The 21,169-nt window shown below is 42.6% G+C and carries 23 protein-coding genes and 1 tRNA gene; 7 read left to right on the top strand and 17 right to left on the bottom strand.

What is annotated here, in order from left to right; all coding sequences use genetic code 11:
* Nucleotides 1–103: 103 nt before the first annotated feature.
* The gene (locus MKY75_RS08340) at nt 104–1,210 is read right to left on the bottom strand and encodes a GntR family transcriptional regulator (protein WP_340887079.1); all 1,107 of its coding nucleotides are present in this window, start codon (nt 1,208–1,210) and stop codon (nt 104–106) included.
* Between the two features lie 197 nt (nt 1,211–1,407).
* Nucleotides 1,408–2,559, bottom strand: a complete 1,152-nt coding sequence (locus MKY75_RS08335) for a sn-glycerol-1-phosphate dehydrogenase (protein ID WP_340884984.1) — start codon at nt 2,557–2,559, stop codon at nt 1,408–1,410.
* 168 nt (nt 2,560–2,727) lie between these two features.
* On the opposite strand from MKY75_RS08335, the gene MKY75_RS08330 reads away from it, so the two are divergent.
* Entirely contained in the window at nt 2,728–2,931 is a 204-nt protein-coding gene (locus MKY75_RS08330) for a hypothetical protein (RefSeq protein WP_069011059.1), read from the top strand.
* 112 nt (nt 2,932–3,043) lie between these two features.
* On the opposite strand, the gene fabV is transcribed toward MKY75_RS08330, so the two are convergent.
* Both fabV and MKY75_RS08320 read right to left on the bottom strand, forming a co-directional pair.
* Nucleotides 3,044–4,225: an enoyl-ACP reductase FabV gene (gene fabV, locus MKY75_RS08325; RefSeq protein ID WP_029516672.1), complete on the bottom strand. Its 1,182-nt coding sequence runs from the start codon at nt 4,223–4,225 to the stop codon at nt 3,044–3,046.
* A 220-nt stretch (nt 4,226–4,445) separates the two neighbouring features.
* Nucleotides 4,446–4,802, bottom strand: coding sequence for a winged helix-turn-helix transcriptional regulator (locus MKY75_RS08320; protein WP_209947932.1), 357 nt, complete (start codon nt 4,800–4,802; stop codon nt 4,446–4,448).
* A 192-nt stretch (nt 4,803–4,994) separates the two neighbouring features.
* Between MKY75_RS08320 and MKY75_RS08315 the strand changes: the two genes are divergently transcribed.
* Nucleotides 4,995–5,525: an NAD(P)H-dependent oxidoreductase gene (locus MKY75_RS08315; RefSeq protein WP_340884983.1), complete on the top strand. Its 531-nt coding sequence runs from the start codon at nt 4,995–4,997 to the stop codon at nt 5,523–5,525.
* A 92-nt stretch (nt 5,526–5,617) separates the two neighbouring features.
* Here the strand turns inward: MKY75_RS08315 and MKY75_RS08310 are convergent.
* Nucleotides 5,618–5,702 (bottom strand) — tRNA-Leu (locus MKY75_RS08310).
* A 376-nt stretch (nt 5,703–6,078) separates the two neighbouring features.
* Here MKY75_RS08310 and MKY75_RS08305 point away from each other — a divergent pair.
* A complete protein-coding gene (locus MKY75_RS08305; RefSeq protein ID WP_340884981.1) occupies nt 6,079–6,519 on the top strand; it encodes an N-acetyltransferase in 441 nt (146 codons plus the stop codon).
* 14 nt (nt 6,520–6,533) lie between these two features.
* Here the strand turns inward: MKY75_RS08305 and MKY75_RS08300 are convergent, their stop codons facing one another.
* Both MKY75_RS08300 and MKY75_RS08295 read right to left on the bottom strand, forming a co-directional pair.
* Entirely contained in the window at nt 6,534–7,052 is a 519-nt protein-coding gene (locus MKY75_RS08300) for a GNAT family N-acetyltransferase (RefSeq protein WP_340884978.1), read from the bottom strand.
* A 70-nt stretch (nt 7,053–7,122) separates the two neighbouring features.
* Nucleotides 7,123–7,638: a hypothetical protein gene (locus MKY75_RS08295; RefSeq protein WP_340884975.1), complete on the bottom strand. Its 516-nt coding sequence runs from the start codon at nt 7,636–7,638 to the stop codon at nt 7,123–7,125.
* A 296-nt stretch (nt 7,639–7,934) separates the two neighbouring features.
* Here MKY75_RS08295 and MKY75_RS08290 point away from each other — a divergent pair, with 296 nt between their 5' ends.
* Both MKY75_RS08290 and MKY75_RS08285 read left to right on the top strand, forming a co-directional pair.
* The gene (locus tag MKY75_RS08290; RefSeq protein ID WP_340884974.1) at nt 7,935–8,441 is read left to right on the top strand and encodes a hypothetical protein; all 507 of its coding nucleotides are present in this window, start codon (nt 7,935–7,937) and stop codon (nt 8,439–8,441) included.
* 332 nt (nt 8,442–8,773) lie between these two features.
* Nucleotides 8,774–9,274: a hypothetical protein gene (locus tag MKY75_RS08285; protein ID WP_340884972.1), complete on the top strand. Its 501-nt coding sequence runs from the start codon at nt 8,774–8,776 to the stop codon at nt 9,272–9,274.
* 194 nt (nt 9,275–9,468) lie between these two features.
* Here MKY75_RS08285 and nspC read toward each other — a convergent pair whose 3' ends face one another.
* The 7 genes from nspC to MKY75_RS08250 all read right to left on the bottom strand — a co-directional run bounded on the left by nspC (nt 9,469) and on the right by MKY75_RS08250 (nt 17,234).
* Complete coding sequence (nspC, locus tag MKY75_RS08280; RefSeq protein WP_029516665.1) at nt 9,469–10,608, bottom strand: carboxynorspermidine decarboxylase; 1,140 nt, start codon at nt 10,606–10,608, stop codon at nt 9,469–9,471.
* 8 nt (nt 10,609–10,616) lie between these two features.
* Nucleotides 10,617–11,816 carry a saccharopine dehydrogenase family protein gene (locus MKY75_RS08275; protein ID WP_029516664.1) on the bottom strand — a complete coding sequence of 400 codons (1,200 nt, stop codon included), beginning with the start codon at nt 11,814–11,816 and terminating at the stop codon, nt 10,617–10,619.
* Nucleotides 11,817–12,130: 314 nt separating this feature from the next.
* Nucleotides 12,131–12,400: a bacteriocin immunity protein gene (locus tag MKY75_RS08270; RefSeq protein ID WP_029516663.1), complete on the bottom strand. Its 270-nt coding sequence runs from the start codon at nt 12,398–12,400 to the stop codon at nt 12,131–12,133.
* A 157-nt stretch (nt 12,401–12,557) separates the two neighbouring features.
* Entirely contained in the window at nt 12,558–14,438 is a 1,881-nt protein-coding gene (gene htpG, locus MKY75_RS08265) for a molecular chaperone HtpG (RefSeq protein ID WP_029516662.1), read from the bottom strand.
* Between the two features lie 180 nt (nt 14,439–14,618).
* The gene (locus MKY75_RS08260) at nt 14,619–15,242 is read right to left on the bottom strand and encodes an SMI1/KNR4 family protein (protein WP_029516661.1); all 624 of its coding nucleotides are present in this window, start codon (nt 15,240–15,242) and stop codon (nt 14,619–14,621) included.
* A gap of 154 nt (nt 15,243–15,396) precedes the next feature.
* Nucleotides 15,397–16,710, bottom strand: a complete 1,314-nt coding sequence (locus MKY75_RS08255; RefSeq protein ID WP_029516660.1) for a PQQ-binding-like beta-propeller repeat protein — start codon at nt 16,708–16,710, stop codon at nt 15,397–15,399.
* 50 nt (nt 16,711–16,760) lie between these two features.
* On the bottom strand, nt 16,761–17,234 hold the full coding sequence (locus MKY75_RS08250; RefSeq protein WP_340884970.1) for a DUF7716 domain-containing protein: 474 nt from the start codon (nt 17,232–17,234) through the stop codon (nt 16,761–16,763).
* 133 nt (nt 17,235–17,367) lie between these two features.
* On the opposite strand from MKY75_RS08250, the gene MKY75_RS08245 reads away from it, so the two are divergent.
* The gene (locus tag MKY75_RS08245; RefSeq protein WP_340884968.1) at nt 17,368–18,498 is read left to right on the top strand and encodes a phosphodiester glycosidase family protein; all 1,131 of its coding nucleotides are present in this window, start codon (nt 17,368–17,370) and stop codon (nt 18,496–18,498) included.
* Between the two features lie 131 nt (nt 18,499–18,629).
* On the opposite strand, the gene MKY75_RS08240 is transcribed toward MKY75_RS08245, so the two are convergent.
* Nucleotides 18,630–19,076: a DUF6386 family protein gene (locus MKY75_RS08240; RefSeq protein WP_239645164.1), complete on the bottom strand. Its 447-nt coding sequence runs from the start codon at nt 19,074–19,076 to the stop codon at nt 18,630–18,632.
* A 222-nt stretch (nt 19,077–19,298) separates the two neighbouring features.
* Nucleotides 19,299–19,397 carry a hypothetical protein gene (locus MKY75_RS08235; protein WP_014599622.1) on the bottom strand — a complete coding sequence of 33 codons (99 nt, stop codon included), beginning with the start codon at nt 19,395–19,397 and terminating at the stop codon, nt 19,299–19,301.
* Between the two features lie 716 nt (nt 19,398–20,113).
* Between MKY75_RS08235 and MKY75_RS08230 the strand changes: the two genes are divergently transcribed.
* On the top strand, nt 20,114–20,452 hold the full coding sequence (locus MKY75_RS08230) for a helix-turn-helix domain-containing protein (RefSeq protein ID WP_029516656.1): 339 nt from the start codon (nt 20,114–20,116) through the stop codon (nt 20,450–20,452).
* Nucleotides 20,453–20,656: 204 nt separating this feature from the next.
* On the opposite strand, the gene MKY75_RS25575 is transcribed toward MKY75_RS08230, so the two are convergent.
* Complete coding sequence (locus MKY75_RS25575; protein ID WP_430023919.1) at nt 20,657–21,142, bottom strand: DUF1036 domain-containing protein; 486 nt, start codon at nt 21,140–21,142, stop codon at nt 20,657–20,659.
* Nucleotides 21,143–21,169 lie beyond the last annotated feature (27 nt).

Below are 21,169 nucleotides of genomic sequence, written 5' to 3'. Positions count from 1 at the left end.
TCGGTATGGCGAGAACCATGCCCATCAAATATGAAGCGTTACAGCTGTATACTTACTAACCTGTCCTTACATGTTAAGTAATAAAAGTGACTGATCTCCCAGCCTACTGTTCTCCAGGCATGACCTGGACAGGCCCTGTAGATTCACGAACGATGAGCTCAGGCGGTAGAATTAACTGACGATCTTCTTCATGGTACCCCTTCTCTTCAATCATCGACAGCATGGTATCGGCAGCACGTAACCCCAATTCTTCCTTTGGATGCCGAATTGTCGTTAGCTTGATTTCTGTTGCTGTCGCCAAAAACGAATCATCAAACCCAACCAGCGATAGATCATTGGGTATATTCAGACCCGCCGAACGTACAATATCCAGGAGTCGAACAGCCAACTCATCATTATAGGTCATCCATCCAGTAGGACGCTCCCCCGCCTCCATCGCCAGCAGCCTCGACGCACGTTGTAGCGGAATCTCATTTTTTTCTTCTGTCCGGTAAGTCGTTACTGCGTTCGGGTGTAATGTCACTCCGTATTTGCGGTGAGCGGCCACAAATCCCTTCATACGAAGAATCCCCTGCATATCATCGGTTTTGAAAAATCCAGCCAAGCGTCGATGTCCCAGCTTAATCAGATGCTCGGCCGCCAAAAAACCACCCTTTTCATCATCTACTCGCAGACATGGCGCATCCATTTCTTCATAACGCGCATTGATCATCAAATAAGGGATTTGGCGATTTTCCACGGTTAAATAATAGTTCAGATTGGGGTTACGCTCTCCACTTTTGGTCGGTTCAATAATAATTCCGCTTAGCGGTTGACTTAACAGCATTTCCAGGCATTGACTTTCTTGCTCAGGGTCATTACCTGTACTTGACAGCAGCATCTTGTAGCCCTGGCGACTCAATTTGGATTCAATTCCCTGTACAATGGATGGGAAAATATAATCCGAAATATAGGTTGTAATGACTCCAATAATCTTTGGATCTTCGGGCTGTTTACTGTCACGTGTCGCAACAAAGGTTCCCTTGCCCTGCATCCGAAACAGCCAGCCTTCCTGCACCAGCTCACCCAGCGCCTGACGCACCGTTTGCCGACTAACGGCAAAACGTTCAGACATTTCATGCTCAGATGGAAGCTGACTTTGCGGCTCAAGTCTGGATGAATGAATCCAGGACAAAATTTCCTGTTTAACTTGTATATATTTTGGCGCCATAATTTCCTCCGTACTCGCAATATCGTGTACCTGTTTATATTCCACGATTATAGCATACCGTTCATTTGTACATACAAATGTCACAGGAGCAGGATATCCTCGTATTGCTGCCGGAGGTGTAAACCCATTCGCTTATCCCTTCCTTGCCACACAAGATTGGCTGAATATCTAAGGACAATTTACGTAGATGTTGCACATTACGAACGAAGCAATTGATGTTCGTTCATATACTTGAGCCCAGTATAGCGATCACGCAAGGTATGAGCCGTGCGCAATGCACGAGCGAGCTGTTCCTCCGTAACTCCTAGCTCGGCAATGGTAGATGGGCCTCCGACCTGAGCCAGCCATGCACGCATCTGCTCCGACGTAGGCAAAGCCTGATACACCTTAAAAGCCTCTACATCTTGACTGGATGCTAAATCCCTGTACAGGTCAGACAGCAATGCGGATGCTACGCCTACTTTGGCACCATGCAAAACTTGCTTGCGTCCCTCTGCAATAAAATCCATTTCAATTCGGTGGGAAATATGATGCTCTCCCCCTGACGCTGGACGGGAATGATCTATCATCAGCATCGAAATACCGGATGCAATCAGCGCATTCATCAATACCTCGACACCAGCCTTGCTGCCTGCCGAAATCTCATCGACATGCTCTACACAGGCACGCAAAGCCTCCTCGGTAATGCGATTAGCCACAGGCGAATACGGCTCGTTTCCCAAATCTCTGGAAACATGCCAGTCCGCTAGTGAGGTGAACTTACCAAGCATATCGCCAAAACCTGCAGCAGTCATCGTCTGTGGCGCATTTGCCAGCACGGACAAATCAGCAAAGATCGCCTCTGGCGGAACTGCTTGGAATGTCTGCTTGCTGCCGTCCACAATCAGTGGTGCGCCTGCGGAGGTAAAACCATCCACCGAAGCAGCCGTCGGTACTGACAAGAAGGGACGATTCATTTTATAACATACGAAGCGAACCAGATCATGAATCGTGCCAGAACCTACAGCAAGTACAGCCTGACTCTTATCCGCCACACCCAGCAGCACCTTCATAATGTAGGTTTCATCAGCAATGACATCCCCTACAGCATTCGGAGGTAAACGGACTACATCAACTGTCAAACCTGCCTCCCGGATCAGCTCAGCTACTTTTTTTCCAGCCGCAACCGAAGTATGCTCATCTTCTACCAGAGTTACATGACGATAATCCTGTTGGTTCAAATAAGGAACAACAGCCTCCAATGCTCCATCTCGTACCTCAATAAACAATTCAACCTTTCGGTGAGGATGATCAGCGTTACTAGCCTGCGCCTCTTCGTTCCACAGCTTGATCTGTTCATTCATATTCATTTCATCAGCCTCCTGAAAAAGGAATAATTTGCACAAGAATGATACATAATGATTAATAGATTCCGTTTGAAAACGATTACTATTTAATTGTACGCACAAGTGTGTGTCTAAGTCCAGAGAAAAAGTACAAGTTACTTTTTAATTTATACATTCGAAAGGAACATGTTTATGAAATTTGGAACGGATATTGCCTGCGCACTTGGGTTACTGGCAGGTACAACGTTTGGCAGTGGTATTGCATTTTTGTTCGGCTGGCAAGCTTACCGGGCCCTGACTTCTGTTGCAATCTTTGGCATTGCGGGGATTATCATTACCATTGCCGTTTTTCGCTTGCTGCACCGTAAGTCGCTTTCCACGTCTAATTCTCGATAAATGCTGTTAGTGAAACGAGTGCAACTTGTATTTTGCTAGAATATAAAAAAACGGGCCTCTTAAGCCAATTGCATCGCTTGAGAGTACCCGTTTTTATTTTACACATATTCACTTATGAAGTCGTGTCTACCTCTGGGTTAACATCTAATTCATAATCAATTTCATCAAACCCGAATCCAAATAATTGGAGGAAATCCAGACGGTATTGTTCGAGATCGCCCAATTCAGATACATTTTCTGTAGTGATTTCAGACCAAGCTGCTTTGACAGCCTGCTGCACATCGTCTCTCATTTCCCAGTTATCCAGACGGATGCGTCCTTCTTCATCCGTTTCCACCGTGGACCCACTGTATAGCGTCTCGAACAGACGTTGTGCCTGCTCAATACATCCCTCGTGCAGTCCCTTTTCCTTCATGACCTTAAACAGCAAAGAAATATACAATGGTACGACTGGAATAGCCGAACTGGATTGTGTAACCAAAGCTTTATTCACAGAAACGTAGGCTTTTCCATGATAACGTTCCAGTTGCTTTGTTAGAGTATGTGCTGTAGCTTCCAAATCATTTTTAGCTTGGCCAATGGTTCCTTTACGATAAATAGCCTCCGTAATCTCGGGACCAATATACGAGTAAGCCAGTGTGGTTACTCCTTCAGCCAGCAGATCAGCTTCTTCCAACGCTTTTAGCCACAAGGACCAATCTTCGCCACCCATTACCGTAATGGTGTTCTCAATTTCCTCCTGCGTAGCCGGTTCCAGCGTAATTTCTGATACGACACCTGTATTCGTATTCACTGTTTTATTAGAAAAAGACTGTCCGATAGGCTTGAGAACGGAATTAAAAGTTTCACCCGTATCGGGATGTGTCCGTCGCGGTGAAGCGACACTATACACAATCAGGTCTACCTTGCCCAGCTTTTCCTTTACCAGCTTCAATGTCTCCTGCTTAATTTCATGAGAAAAAGCATCTCCATTAATGCTTTCTGCTATGTAGCCAGCTGCTCTGGCCGCTCTTTCAAAGGCTACTGTATTATACCAGCCTGCTGAAGCCGTGCGCCCCTCTGATGCGGGACGTTCATAGGATACCCCTACGGTATCCGCTCCCAGCCCAAAGCTCGCAGCAATACGAGAAGCCAGCCCATATCCAGTAGATGCTCCGATCACAAGTACCTTTTTAGCTCCTTGTATTGATGTACTGTCTTTGATGTAGTTGATCTGACGATTAACATGAGCCGCACATCCTGCAGGATGTGCAGTCGTACATATGAAACCACGAATTTTCGGTTTAATAATCATTGTAAATGGTCCCCCTACTTTGGCATTCATTTAATATGGATGGAATGGTTGTCCAGTCATTACTATATAGCAAATCAGCTTGTGGCTCAACATATAACATAGTCTTGAAGGTAACCGTTCATATACTACGACAACAGACATCCCCGAACTACCGACTCTATGAAAAAAAAAGAAAATCGCCGTAAACATCATAGTCTACAGCGCTCTTTCACTCCACTATTCATTTTGGCTCACTTTCTAGCAACATTACATCTTCTCCTTGCTGTTGTCTTTTTTTGATATTCGCTCTTCCCCAGGTACACATTAAATCAATTATTTCATTTGCTGTTATACCATATTCCGTTATATAATACTCCACTTTTGGAGGCATCTGATTATACACATGTCTGCCAATGATGCCATCCTTCTCAAGTTCACGGAGCTGCTGTATAAGAACCTTTTGAGAAACGCCTGGAATACTGCGCTGTAATTCACTTGTCCTCTTTCTACCAGACATTAGTAAGCATATGATTAAGGATTTCCACTTACCTCCGATGATCTCAAGTGTTGCTTCTATGCCTAAATTATATTGTTTCATAGTACCACCTTTTCAACGCTAAAAATAACAAAGTTTATCTAATCTATAATTGCATATCATCACTCTAAGTCCAATGCACACTTTCAAGTAACTATCTTACTTTATTGTGTGTATTTACTTTTTTTAAAGCATACAGAATAATAATAGAGCATCTACTAAGGCAAATATGTTACGTAAGAAAGGTGATTTATGATGAAGACTCTCGTGATTTTAGCACATCCGAATATTGAAGATTCCAGAGTAAATCAAAGATGGAAACAAGAATTACTTCAGTATACCAATGAAATTACAATTCATGAGATTTATAAAGAGTATCCAAACTGGAGCATTGATGTTTTGAGAGAGCAAAAGTTACTTGAAACACATAGTAATATCATATTTCAATTCCCTTTATATTGGTATAGTTACCCACCTTTATTAAAAAAGTGGTTTGATGATGTTTTTACTCACGGATGGGCTTATGGTTCACAAGGTGATAAGTTAAAACGAAAGAAGCTAGGGATAGCCATGTCCATTGGCGATAAAAAAGAAAATTACTTACCTACTGGTTCCGTTTCTTTCACTGTTGATGAAGTTATAGCACCTTTTAAAGCAAGCGCAGTACATGTTGGCGCCATAACAATACCCTATTTCGCTGTCTTTGGAGCCTCGTTTCAAGCAAGTGACGAAGACATTAATCAGAGTGCAAAGGATTATATCAAATATATATTTCAGTATAAATAAAATAGTTATAATAGTACACGCATCTTACCCATATAAAAACAGGCTCTTGGTGGCATCCAGCCAATCCAAGAACCTGTAAATGTTAGGCATGATGCGGTCGAGAGGACTCGAACCTCCACGGGGGGTTAGCCCACACGGACCTGAACCGTGCGCGTCTGCCAATTCCGCCACGACCGCATATTATGTATTCACACCGATGTTTTTCAATCACGGTAATTTAGATTATATCTTCCATAGAACATAAAATCAAGCTATTTTTATCTTATATTTTCTATGAATCATTCCCGTAAATATAAGAAAATCACTGGATATCACAAACCAGATATGGTAAAATGGGTTCATCAGGAAAGGAGGTGCGTCAACATCAATAATCACATGTTGAACGTATCCCTTACCCGGTCCGTTATTCTCTAATTTACAGAGTTAACGGAGGCGCGGGATACGGATCAAAGCTTTAATTAAGCGCCACGGGTAAAAAGACCGTCCTCGGACGGTCTTTTTTATTTCAACATCATCTATAAGATTACATACTGTACTGTGAAGAGGTGACACGATGTCGATTAGACCCGCAAATGTGGAAGAGCTCAACGAGTTGGCAGCCATCTGGCTAGATGCTTCCATAGAAGCCCATCATTTTATTGCTCCGCAATATTGGACATCTCAAGTTACCGAGATGGAAAACAGGTACCTTCCTCTCGCTCAAAACTACGTTATCATACAAGATGATCATAGCATTGGCGGCTTCGTTTCCATGTTGGATGGATACTTGGCGGCTCTGTTTATACGTGTTGATTCTCAAAGGAAAGGCTATGGCAAGCTGCTATTAGATTGGGTGAAGAAGCAGCATGACGAAATTCAATTAAAGGTGTATCAGTCAAACACGAAAGCATTTAACTTTTATACTAAAAATGGATTTACCGTTCAAGCAGAATCTGTGGATGCCGAAACTGACGAGAAAGAATTTGTAATGGTATGGACAAAACATGAACGATAATGAAGTACCTTTAGCTATATAGTCTTCTTATTTAACCCATAGACCTCGGTATATAAAATCTCTTTACACGGAGCAAAATCCTGTTCAGCCAACGCACCTGGATAGCTCATAATTTGAAGCCGCAGATCAGCCTGTCCTTCTCTTAAAGGGGGCTGTACATAGTCAAAATGGTTCAGATGAAACCCCAAACGTTCATAAAAACCAATTCTTCTCCGAGTCCATTCATCCACTGGTGGCTCAACCTCCAGCACTACCGGTTTACCGGACTGTAAAATAAACTTGCTCATAAGCTCTTTACCTAACCCGCCACCTCGTATAGCCGAATCTACGGCAATATGCTCTACAAACCGAAAATCTGTAAACTCCCAGCCCGCCAAAAAAGCTATTGTTTGCCCTTGTTCGTCTTTTTTGGTAAGTAAACGATAACACGGATGATGAAGAAGAGCCCTCTGTGACTCGAATGTCCTGCATTCCGTTTCAGGAAAAGAAGCCTCCATAATCGCATATACTTGAGAGAATTCAAGTTCATTCATTTATACTTTCAACTCCTCTAATGTTAACTTGTTGGTCTACTAATGTTATTTACATTACGGTCCTAACCCTTTAGACCTTGTTTAATTCCATAAGCGTCAGCAATATGTGTTCCAACAGCTCTGGAATGTCTTCCATCTGATCTTCGTTAATTTGTCTGGAAAATCGGAGTTCAATCCTGTTTTGGTATGTAGATGTCCTCTCTCCGTAAATCTGACTAAGCGTTTGTACCGGTCGAAGATCGGGCTTCCAAATTTCGGTCAGTATATTTTCAATCCGGCCGCATTGTGACTCAATATCACAAATTTCGATGTAAAAACTCAGCAACAAGACACATCCCGGAATTTGATCTTTGATTTCCAAAATTTCCGCAGCCAAGTTGTTTAAATCCGCCTTTAGTTGAACCTCTGCTGTCACACTCGGGTGTTCTCTCAGTCTGAATTGGACAGCAAATTCACGTGACATCACGGACATTTCCAATCTATCGATCCGCTGAGTAATGTCAATACGTGAATCCAAATTATCCAGATCGTAAACCGCATTTTCTATAGCCACTTTTAAATTATCAAAAACGGTCGGGTCGAACATTTTTCTCACCCCCAGTTGTTGAGTATAACATAGCTTGTGTTACTCCTAAAATAGGATGCCTCTTTTCACAAAAGCATATTAAGACGGGATTTTATAGTATACAGTAAGTTGGCTAACTCTAATTGATGTTTAGTTGATAAATTTGTAAAAACGCATAATTGTGACAAAAATATATATATTTTTGTTTATTGTTACATTTTTATTCCAATTCATTGGAATACACTATATAATACTGGATGGGATTAGCAAATTTCATTGTATAAATCCCAAAATAAAAGAAGGGAAGAGATGATTAAATGAAAAAGGCAGTTTTTTCTACACTAGGTCTTGCACTTCTATTAAGCACATCCACCGCTGTTGCATCTGCTCAAGAAGCTCAAGAAGCAGCACCCGCATTACAAAAGGAACCTATCCAGCTTTCTGGGAATGGGACCGACAGAGAGCCTAATGACTGGTTTGATCAAGCCAGTGAAATACTGGCAGGAGTTGATATCTATGGGGAAATAGGAAGACACTTTGATGGAGGCTATGCAGGTTATTATGACACTACCGATTATTATAAATTTAAGGCTTTTCAGTCTGGATGGTATCAATTTAACATTCAAGGAGACATATATCCCAACACATGGCTGAGACTTGGTTTGGCTGACAGTAACGGACATTTCATTAGATACGCAAATGATCGTGAATACTCTTTAGGCAAAAATCTTGAAGCTGGTAAATGGTACTACTTGGTAGTAGAAACACCCAACGCTGAATTAGGACAATTGTTTGACTATAAAATTACTTCTACGATTAAATAGCTTAAAAGCTAAATTTGAGCATAACAAAAAACGTGATCCTTCTTCTTGGACCACCTTTTTACATTTTTGAACACCTATTGTCTTATGACAAATGCAGCTATATTCTCGTAAGAGAACTGACGGATTACGTTAATACCTTCTTCGTGGTTGTAACTTGTTTCTACTTCTGCATCATGGAAAATCAACACCTTGTAACAATTTTATTATATTCATTCAATATAACTGTTCCTTTTTTAATAGCAAACATCTATTTAATTACACATAAAGATAATTTTGAAATAAATAACTAATATAATCACGTAAATGAACCAAATAAGAGAGGTAGTTTATTCATGAAAAAAACGTTGTTAGCTTCATTAGGCCTTACACTTCTGCTAAGTACTTCTGCCAGTGTTGCTTTAGCCGAAGAAGCAAATTCCGTACCAGCCGCCAAGGAATCAACTTTTGCCCCTTTACTTGAATATAATGAACAAGAGCCAAATGATACTTTTGAACAAGCTAACTATTATTTTATAGGTGATGCGGTAATTGGAACCCTCGGTGAAGAGAAACATGGGATGTGGGAAAACTACGATGTATATAAAATAATGGCAGAAAATAAATCAAGCGAAGTTCACTTTACAATTCAGGGACACAAATATCCCGACTCTTGGTTGGAACTAACCCTTTTCGATAGTAATGGTCAAAGCATTAAAAGTTCAAAAAATGGTCAATATTTTTTAAATGCAACTCTTGAGCAAGGTAAAGATTACTACCTAGCCGTCAATGCGCTCGGGCTTCAATTCGGAGGAAAAATGTTTGACTATAAACTCTCTTCTGAAGCTGTAAGGTAGACTAAATAAATTTATGTAACTTTTCAAGTATTGAATCATTATTTAATGCCCGTTGTCGTATTGGATACATGCAACAGGCACATATAAAAACTAAAAAATCCTAACTACACCAAAAAGCCTCGCCCCTATCTCAAGGGGCGAGGCTTTTGTAGTTCATTCATTCTTCGGTACAGTCATTTAATCACATCTATTTCTTACGACAAACGAGAGCTAAAGTCCTCGTAGGAGAACTGACGGATTACCTTAATGCCTTCTTCGTCGTTGTAGCTGGCGATGGCTGGCAGGTTGACTCCGTTGAACATGTGGTTTTTGACCATCGTGTAATGGGCCATGTCGCAGAATACAAGCTTGTCTCCCGGCTTCAATGGCTCTTTAAAGGAATAGTCTCCAATCACATCTCCAGCCAAGCACGTAAGTCCACCAAGTCTGTAAGTATGTGCATACTCACCAGGCTTGCCTGCATCGATGATATTAGGGCGATATGGCATAGCCAGCACGTCAGGCATATGACATTCAGCCGAAGTATCCAGAATGGCAATATCCATTCCGTTCTTCATCGTATCCAATACAGTAGCCACCAGATATCCAGTATTCAAAGCAATAGCTTCGCCCGGCTCCAGATAAACCTGCACACCATATTTATCCTGAAAATATTGAATACAGCGTACCAGCGTGTCCAGATCATAGTCTTCTCTAGTAATATGGTGACCGCCGCCGAAATTGAGCCATTTCATGTTCTTAATGTATGGCCCGAATTTCTCATCCACGACTTTAATGGTGCGCTCTAGCGTATCTGAATTCTGTTCACACATCGTATGAAAATGAATACCGTCCACGCCATCCAGATCCTCAGGTCTAAAGTTAGCCAGAGTCACACCCATTCTGGAGTTGTTGTAGCAAGGATCATACAACGGCGTTTCGATTTCCGAATATTCCGGATTCACCCGAATGCCGATGTCGATTTTTTTGGAAGTTACGCCTTGCACTCTGCTTTTGTAGCGTTTCAGTTGATCAAAGGAGTTGAAAACAATATGGTCAACATACTCCAATAGCTCATCAAATTCACTGTCAACATAAGCAGGTGCGTATACGTGAACTTCCTTGTCCATTTTTTCGCGACCAAGTCTAGCCTCAAACAACGAACTGGAGGTTACCCCTTTTAAGTATTTGCCAACCAGAGGAAAGGTCGAAAACATCGAAAATCCCTTAAGAGCGAGCAAAATACTGCAGCCTGTCCGTTCTTGAACGGAATTTAAAACCTCAAGGTTTTTGACAAGAAGTCTTTCGTCAACAAGATAACAAGGTGATGGAAGTCCTGTAATATCAATATTCATCGCAGACCTCAATCAAGCAACGTTGGCGTAAAGTTCTCTTGCCATGGCAATCCGTGTTTATTTAGGGCTTCCATAAATGGATCTGGATCAAATTCCTCAACGTTGTAAACGCCTGGTTTTTTCCAGATACCTTTGATAATAAGCATTGCGCCGATCATGGCAGGAACACCAGTTGTGTAAGAAATGGCTTGGGAGCCAACCTCTGCATAACATTCCTCATGATCACAAACATTGTAAACATAATAGGTTTTCGGCTTTCCATCTTTCACGCCTTGGATGATGCAACCAATGTTCGTTTTGCCTTTTGTTCTTGGACCCAGAGAAGCCGGATCTGGCAAAATAGCCTTCAGGAATTGCAATGGAATGATTTCTTGTCCTTCGTAATCAATAGGCTCGATCGAAGTCATGCCTACGTTTTGAAGTACATTCAAATGATTCAGATAATTGTCCGAGAACGTCATCCAGAAGCGGATTTTTTTCACGCCTTTAATATTCACTGCAAGAGATTCCAGTTCTTCATGGTACAAAAGATATATATTTTTCGGTCCAATTTCAGGAAGGTCGTATACCTTTTTCTCAGAAAGTGGCTCAGTTTCAATCCATTCTCCGTTTTCAAAGTAACGGCCCTTCGCCGTAATTTCACGAATATTGATTTCCGGATTAAAATTAGTTGCAAAAGGATATCCGTGGTCCCCTGCATTCGCATCCACAATATCAATCGTATGAATTTCATCAAAGTAGTGCTTTTGAGCATAAGCTGTAAATACTCCAGTCACGCCTGGATCAAAACCGCTGCCCAGCAGAGCTGTAATTCCTGCTTTTTCGAATCTTTCTTTGTAGGCCCATTGCCAGCTGTATTCAAACTTCGGCGTATCCGGCGGTTCATAGTTCGCCGTATCAACGTAATGAACACCTGTCTCAAGGCAAGCATCCATTATCGTCAAATCCTGATAAGGGAGAGCCACATTGATAACTACATCCGGTTGAAAGCTTCGAATCAAGTCAATGACCATGTCGGTGTTGTCAGCATCAAGCTGAGCCGTTTGTATCTTCGTACGACCTCCACCCAGCTTCTCTTTAAGCGCATCGCATTTCTCAACAGTTCTGCTTGCGATACAAATTTCTTCAAATACATCTGGGTTTTGGCAACATTTATGCACCACAACGCTGGCCACGCCACCGGCGCCAATAATCAATGCTTTTCCCAAAATAAATAACCTCCTTATTCCATACGCTAATCGCTAATCATTCTTGCAAACAAAATGATTATAAAGACATCCCACCAAATAATCAAGAAAAACGACAATTTGCTGTGTCAAAATTCACAGGAACATGTCACAAAAACTTTACAAAACCCAAAATTAGGCATAAAAATCCGTAAAGTAAGCAGAAAACAACTATTACCCCATACACCCCAGGGAAGTCAGCACACGTTTAACGGAAGTTTTTTTAAATATAATGCGCATAGCCCTAAAGAATTAATATTATCTTATTTCTAAACAAAAGACCACCCCTCCGCATCCTATGAAGATGATTCATGGGGTGGTAAAATAATGGGCTGATAGCGTAATGCCTCATCTACGATCTCTGCCGCACTCAAGTCACGGTCATCCCAGTAGATCAAATCACTGATCCCCGGATGAGGCGTATTTTGCATCACTATGGTCAGCATACTGTCGATTTCCTCTTCTGTTCCCTCATCTCTGATGATTTTTTCTACTAACTGTATAAGCTCACTTCGTTCTAAACGGTCTAAATTTTGGAGTTCCTGGTTGGCTTGATCCAGACTCATATAATTGCCCTCCTTTGTATTGAGTATGATCGGCAATGTGTGGGCCCATCCCTTCTTCTGTAAGCGCTATATGGTCTATCATGAAGCTTTAGGAAACGTTTATGATAAATAAAGCCGCTCCCAGTACGGGAACGGCTCTATATAGTAATAAAGCTTGTTAAACCATGATTTTGCAAATATCGTTCGTGAATTCAACCGGATCTTGCAGCGGCAAGCCTTCGATCAGCAAAGCCTGATTATACAGTAATGCCGTATAGAGGTTTACTTTCTCCTTATCCTCGGCAAAAGCTTCTTTCAAAGAGTTGAACACCGCATGGTTTACGTTAATTTCCAGCACTTTATTCGCTTTGACATCAGCGTTATTAGGCATGGCGTTCAAGATTTTTTCCATCTCAATCGTCACTTCGCCGTCTGCGGATAGACATACCGGATGTGTCTTCAAGCGCTTAGAGGCTTTAACACTGGATACCTTGCCTTCCAGCAAGCCCTTCATGTACTCGAACAGCTCTTTGTTGTCGTTTTGTTCTGCTTCTGTTTCTTTCTCGGTTTCGTCAGGCTCAATGCCCAGATCACCGCTTGATACAGATTTGAATTCTTTCTCTTTGTAGCTTAAGAGCATTTTAATAGCGAACTCATCAATATCATCAGTGAAGTACAGAATTTCGTAGCCTTTGTCGGCCACCATTTCGGTTTGCGGCAGTTTTTCAATACGCTCGTTGGACTCGCCGGAAGCATAATAGATATACTTTTGATCTTCTGGCATACGTGATACGTATTCGTCCAAAGTAACCTGCTTTTTCTCTGTAGAAGAGTAGAACATGAGCAGATCCTGCAGAGTTTCTTTATGTCTGCCGTAATCGTTGTAGACACCAAATTTCAATTGTCTGCCAAATGATTTGTAGAATTGATCATATTTCTCCCGGTCATTTTTGAGCAAGGTCAGCAATTGGCCTTTGATTTTGCTTTCGATATTTTTGGCAATCAGCTTCAGCTGACGGTCATGCTGCAGCATTTCTCTGGAAATGTTGAGTGACAGGCTTTCGGAGTCAACCATACCTTTGACAAAGCTAAAATAATCCGGCAGCAGATCAGGGGATTTTTCCATAATCAGCACACCGTTGGCATACAACTCCAGCCCTTTTTCATATTCCTTGGAGTAGAAATCAAACGGGATATTCTCAGGAATAAACAGAATAGCTTGGTACACTACCGCGCCGTCCGCGCTGACATGGATATGCTGGAGCGGCTTGTCGTAGCCATAGCGTTTTTCCGCATAGAAATTTTGATAATCCTCGTCGGTCAGCTCGCTTTTGTTTTTTCTCCAGATCGGAACCATGCTGTTGATACGCTGTTCTTCCTCGTAATCCTCAAACTCGTTGTCGCTTCCCTCTTTCAACCGCTTGCCTGTAATATCCATTTTAATCGGATAGCGGATAAAGTCGGAGTATTTTTTAATCAGTGCTTTTAAACGATACTCGTCCAAATATTCGTCGTAGGACTCATCTTCGGTGTTTGCTTTGATTTTCAGAACAATCTCGGTTCCGACCTCGTCCTTCTCAGCTGCCTCAATGGTATACCCGTCCGCACCTGTGGATTCCCATTTATATGCAGTATCGCTTCCCAAAGCCTTGGTAGTCACTGTAACCACATCTGCTACCATGAAAGCTGAATAGAAGCCGACGCCGAATTGACCGATGATGTCATGACCATCCTTGGATTCATTTTCATTTTTGAATGCCAGTGAGCCGCTTTTAGCAATAACACCCAGGTTATTTTCTAGTTCTTCCTTAGTCATACCAATCCCGGTATCACGCAGGGTTAGCGTTCTATTATCCTTATTGGCAGTTACTTTGATATAATAATTTTCTTTGTCAAAGACCAGTTGATCATCCGTCAATGCTTTATAATAAATTTTGTCAATCGCATCACTTGCATTGGAGATCAGCTCTCTTAGAAAAATTTCCTTTTGCGTGTAAATCGAGTTAATCATCATTTCGAGCAGACGCTTGGACTCAGCCTGAAACTGTTTTTTCTCCATTCGGATATCTCCTTTCAGATGTAAACCTATGTAAGGCCAGCAGATATGAGCTATGCAAACGATTCTACTTTGTTAGCACTCCCATCTTTCGAGTGCTAGCCTACCTTTTTTATAACATTCCTCATTTTTTATGTCAATATCTCGGTTGGCTGAGCAGTAAAATTACATTTTAGGAAATCGCTAGTGTCTAATGTGTTTAAACATCACGTTAAACATTTCGACAGAGGAGGGAAACAGCCCTTGTACATGGGGAAGCAGATTACTCCTGATCCGCAGCTCATCCTCATCCAAATGCTGTAGGTCCTCATGAAAGAACCAAACAATAGGATAATCGCCGTCCTTATGTCTGCTGCCTACATTTAAACAAACGGGACCTTGGTCGTCCTCTGCTATTGCAAAAGGAATGTAGCCTGCTGACAGCAGAGGTGACCATTGATCGAGCAAATCATAAAATGCCTTTAAGCCTTGACCTACAGGCAGACGTGGAAACTCAACAAACGTACAATCGCTCCAGTACACTCCCGGAATGGACTCATTATCGAATTGTAAAGATACATAATGGTAGGACATGATAAAACTCCTTAGCAGGGGCGGCAGCTCAAAATGGTATTTTTCCTCCATCTCCCGAATTTCCTGTTCAGTAATCTGTGAAGGGAGAGGCTTCCATTTGATCCATCCCTCCTCGTCGACATTCCCATCACGCATTTCAATCGGTACATTTTCTTCCACATCCATAAAAAAGGCTTCATCCATCTGTGCAAATAGTTCCTTCATAGATGTACGAATATCCGCTTTCTTGTCCATGTCCTCACACCTCTTTCCTCTCTATTCGCATTTTGCATCATGGGTTTATGCCAAATGCTCTCTATATGAAAATAGCATTGTATTCATGTGTTACTGCACTTTTAAGTTCAGCTTATCAGAACTTGCTTTTATCACCATTTGCGGAATATTAGTATTACCAGCGCAACGGCTCATAGTTACGCCAGATCATCCAACGTTCTGTCTCGTGAATTAGAGCGGTGCCAATGCTATATTCGTCCTTCGTGCTGCTCTGCAAATCAATCAAATGAAGCATACCACCATACGTTCCAACCGCCAACATGCCTTCATCGGGTGTAACTGCCAGCCCGGATATCGTACTGCCGACAAAATAGCGCCAAAGTTCACGCCCCTCCCTGTCAATCAGACGGAGATAACCGTAGGCATCACCCAAAATAGATCCTTGCGTCAGTGCTGTTGCAGCGTATACTCGCATTTCTTCATTTATCATCGGCCACTCTTCCTTATTCTGAGCAAGACCCTGATCCACCTCAGCAATCGACACTTGAATGGTGGCGCCGTTGTAGAAATGACAGGCATTGTACCAGACATTCAAATCATCTTTGGAAAATACAGCATAATGCGGATAACTAGAATTTGGCTCCAATGTATGCACCGTCTTATCGGACAGATCCATAAGCATATGCTCACTCATCTGGCTACCGTAAGCGATCCAGCGTCCATCCCTTGACACAGCTCCATGGGCCATATCCACAATCGTGTCTTCCAGCTCTAGTTCTCTTCGTTCAGACGTCTTGGGATGGATCAAATCCACCTGATCACCAGCCAACAAATAAACGCCGTAACCGCATACCAGCAGAACTCGCTGTCCATCGCCAAACGGAATCACTTCATCTAATATATCCTCTGGATGCTCTTCATCTCCCAAGCACTCCAAATCAGGAATGGATGCTTTTAAGCGTCCTTGTATATCCTTCCACTGAAAATGTGCTGTCTCTTCTCCTTGCAGATTTAAGTCCGGTTGACGAACAATACGAATCCCCTGTCCATCCACCAACGCAAAATAAGTCCCGTCTGGCGAACAGCCTACTCGATGCAGTCCGGGGATTTGCAAGATTCTATCTTTTCCCGCCACATAGATCATTCCACATTCCCGAGGATTGCCCGCATGTAGAATGACTTCATTGCCTCCATTCATAAAAGCTATCGGCCTAACGGCTTGCAAAGCCTCCTCAAACGCTGCTGTAAGCGGCCAGGATGCAGCCGGAATTTCCCGACGTAACTGCTCTGTTTCCTCTGCCTGATTTGCGTCCTGAATCATACGAAAAATATCTTCAGCCAGTTTGGAGCGTTCGTCTTGCTTTGGCTCTGGCTGCTCCTGCTGCCACTGGCTTTCCATACCGATTCTGACAAATTCATTCACATCTGCAGCATACCTTTTTCCTTCCTGTCGCCACTTTGCTGCCATTTCATGATCCAACCAACTCATTCGCTTCCCCCATCCAGTGTATGTATGCCCCGTTTGATCTACAGGCTTGTTCATTCTGCTAGGTGGTTTCTCACCTTTGTCAGCACAGACCACAGGTCTGTCACTGCCTTCACCTCTTCATAGTCCAGATAGGCATCGTGCTTGTCATAGTAATTTACCGCTATAATCACCATCTGAAGCGTCACTGGCTGTCCAGCAGCCTTAAGGACTTCCACAATACTTTCGAAGGTCGCCAACTCAAACCAGGTTTGAACCTGACGATCTGGCACCCACTTGGGAATAGACTCGTCATGTTCGTTGGTTACGGCTGTACCCTCCTCTGCACATTCCTCTAGCCAATGCTCATCCCAATAATAAATCGGTGTGTGAACAGGGTCCTGATCCCATTGATCTACATTCACATATAACCAGTTATTATGCAGTTGCCCCACGCTATGCACCAATTCCTGCAATCCTTCAAACACACGATAAGACGGGCGCTCTCTGCGACGGTAATCCTCAAGTCTCGTCTCATACCTGCTCATCCCCAGCCACCCCGCTTCCTATATCAGTTAAACACTCAACATTCGTATAACATACATTTACAACTCACAAAATCCGATATAACTACAAGCACCTCGTAAAGTGTCAAGACTACATAAGGAGATTGATCTATTCATGAAAAGAATCACCGCACTTGTTATCCTGTCCTTACTATTACTTGTAACCCCGATCTACGCTACTGCCCCAGCACCTATGCTGGTCTATGTGGATCAAAGTAACCACTCCTTCATCCCGCTCCGTCTCCTGAACAGCTATGAAGGGATCACACTCAACATGACTGCCGCGGACAAAAAAATAGAAATCGCGCAAGGCAATACCCGGATCACATTATTCACCGGACAATCTACCGCCAAAGTGAATGATCAGACGGTCCGTTTGCAAAATGCTCCTTTTACCGATAATGGTTCGACCTATGTACCCTTGCAGTTCATCAGCCAATATCTAAACCTGCAAGTCTCATGGCAAAAGGAAACCTCAGCTGTAAGCATTAAGCAGGGTACAACGTCCGTCACGCTTCCGGTACTTACTGGTAAGCTACCCGGAAATACTCCCCCCATTACAACGGCTCATAAAAGCTTCAAGGTCGGGTCTCGTACCTTTTCCGCTAAGGTGGTCACCGTCTCTATGCTCCATCCCAAGGTAAGCCTAGAGGTGGCTCTAGCAGGCGATACCATTGGTAAAGTGGAAGACTTAAGCAGTCTCGCCAAACGCAATCAAGCGGTTGTAGCCATTAATGGCACATTCTTTGACGCCTATACCAAAAGCTCCTACAAGACGCCTTACGGCTATCTGGTCAGTCACGGAAAGATGTTGAAAAAAAGCTCTGGCGACCAACGAACGGTCTTCACCTACGATGCTAACCATTTATCCGAGCTAATGTCGGGTTCCGCCTTCGAACAACGGTTAAGCCAAGGCAGTGTTAAAGGTGCCCTTCAAGCCGGGCCTCGTCTGGTTACGAACGGTCAGGTTTCCCTAAATGTCAAAGCCGAAGGCTTCAAGGACCCTAAAATATTAACAGGCGGCGGCGCCCGCAGCGCACTCGGAATGAGTCGGGATCATAAGCTGATCCTCCTGACCACAAGCGGAGCGACCATTCCGCAGCTCGCCCAAATGATGAAGCAGGCCGGCGCTTATCAGGCCATGAATCTGGACGGCGGTGCTTCAAGCGGGCTGTATTACAACGGCTCCTATCTCACCACACCCGGCCGCCAAATCAGCAATGCCATTATTGTAAAGTATCAATAGACGGATAAAGGGCTGTCTTCACGGATCTGTAAGCCGTGGGGATAGCCTTTTTCCATTTCCTCTAGCTTCGGTTGTTCCTGCTTCCACCTGTTCAAGCGGCATGTATGACCGTCACGTATTGATCCTGCAATCTACAATCGAATCAGACCTGTAAAGCTATTGCTGCCTTCGCTTCCTTTTTTTATAGAAAGGTAAATACGGTTGTCTTCTCTGCTTGCCATGCATTCATAAAGTCCCGGTTGCAAAGAAAGGAACATCCCTCCCCATACACACTCAGGCTCCAGCCCACCACTTGTGGCTTCCTCCCCTGCTCCAATAAATAGGTTGCCTGAGGGAACCTTCAAAAACAGCCGCACAGCAGGCTTGTCGATATGATCTGTCATCACAACCTCATACGTTCCGTCCGCTCCCAGATTCAAAAAAGCTACATTTCCTTTGTTCAACTCGCCCAGCTCGTCCTCTTCAATGGACCACCAATCCGGCTCATCGTTCAAGCGATGCTTCAGAGCTTGCGTATCAAATAGGCAAAGAGTCGCCGTGTCTGTCGTAAATTGAAATGGACTGATTGCCATGTTCATCATACAATCCTCCTGATAATAGTCAGCGAATTTCCGTTTTCCCACGTCTTCCGCTATCCGTATTGCTATAGATTTGAGGGAAATTATCCCTGTATGTAAAGTATAACAATGCTTGCAGGGCCAGACAACATGTTGGACTAACACCCATTCTGCATAAAAAGCCCTCCCTCACGATGTCGTGAAAGAAGGCCGATTTGTGATTTAAGCGATGCTAACCTGCTGTTAGATCAGAAAAGACTTAGTAATAATTACCAACAAAATGAACAATACCAAAATCGCTCCTGTGGATGTCCATGCTCCACCGTAACCTACTTCACCCATGTCTGAATCCCTCCTTGCATTAAAGCTTACTCTTATCGTATGTAGAAAAGTGGATAACGACAGGGCGAATCGGCAAGTTTATTGCCATAGAAGGGCTACTCAAAAAATGGACTGATACGTTTGAGATAGATCGCTAATGACTCTGGATGACAACTGGCAGAGAATATCGTTAGTTCTGCGCAACAGCCTGCTCACATCCTTGTGCCTCATCATTTGAAGGAGCGGGGTTTCTAACTGGGATGAAAGAAATTGAGTGGTACCTATAAATACGACAACATCTAATCCAGGGTGGTTTCGGTATGTAATAAGTGCAGCAGGTCAGTCATAGACAGGAATCCGGGAGGAAAAAGGCTGTTGTTTTCTTTCATATATAGAGCTTTTAACATGGAAGTTAACGCCCAGTCACATAGGATAATGCAGCATTGGACTTGATTGTGCTTGTACAGGATTTGGGCTAGTTTCATGTGGTATTGAGATAGAGTGTGGAAATCGGTTATTGAATTATGTAGGTGTTGTGAGGGTCTGGACGGTTGAGGGGGACTTGGAATAAAGGTAGAAGGGCTTCTTTCATATCTATTCCTCCAGAGAATTTCAATATTAGTCTTATTATACTCCAAAATAATACTTATAGATATTATTATTATTTATTATATTCATTATTCAATGTTTTCGTTTGGATATCTTGTCTACACTTTTAGAATAGTGAGGTGTAGACGATGGAAGATAAAGAAGTTCTTAAATTAGTGGGTGCCAGAATACGTGCTTTGCGAAAAGAAAAAGGATTGTCTCAGGAGTCGCTTGGGGAAAAAGGTGGATTCCATTTTTCATACATAGGGCAGATTGAGCGTGGAGAAAAAAACGTATCTTTAATAAATATAGCTAAAATTGCTAATGCACTGGATGTTAATTTGATTCAGCTTTTTGCTTATGTAAATGAGGATATTAAGGTTACAAAACATGAAACTGATATACAAGAAATCGTAAAAATACTCCAAAAATCGAGTCCAGAGAAAGTACGCTTGGCGAGGAATGTGATACGGGAGATTACAAAATAAAAGGATTTTTTAGCAAAAATAAAGGAGCCACCTTTAGTTAACAAGGCAGTTCCTATTGCACTATTGTTTTACGTAAGTTCAATACCCTATCGAACATTAAAATAACATATATATATCCAGTATTATCTTAATTTCAAGTTTCTTATATAAAAGCGCGAACCGAATCGAATACGAAATTGCAAAGGATTTCCCGCCATTATGAAATTATTGGCTTCTAGGTAGTTTCTTGCGGTCATTCAATTTAAATTTTCTTTTTACCCTTTTTGTGGGCAATACCATACGAACATTTTTTAGCTTCGTTTTTCTTTGAGCACTATTTGTAATAAGGTTGACTGTAAAGTTCACGAAACCGCGTTGGATGTTAAGTGTTTTAAAACCAACTCTTCTGCAATTATTGCATAGATTACCATTAATATTCCAGATCCAACATCCACTGAAGTTATAATTAGGAACATGTATGGGGAAACTACCTGACCACACAAGATTTCTTGATACGCTCTCAGCGTAATAATATATTGTTCTATCCCCTACGTTGCCAGTAACAACTTCCCTCGTTTGACCAGGCGCCAAACGGTACCAGGTAGACAATATACCAGTTTGTCCCACAAAGACAAACCCACACCTACTCGCGTGATAGAAAATGGCTACCTGTACGGTAGAATTGGTGCTGTTTCGAAAATAAAGACTCATTTTTTTGTCACTCCCTCTTAATACCAT

The sequence above is a fragment of the Paenibacillus sp. FSL L8-0663 genome (assembly GCF_038008125.1).
Taxonomy (GTDB): domain Bacteria; phylum Bacillota; class Bacilli; order Paenibacillales; family Paenibacillaceae; genus Paenibacillus; species Paenibacillus polymyxa_D.
This window is presented reverse-complemented; position numbering and strand designations above follow the sequence as displayed.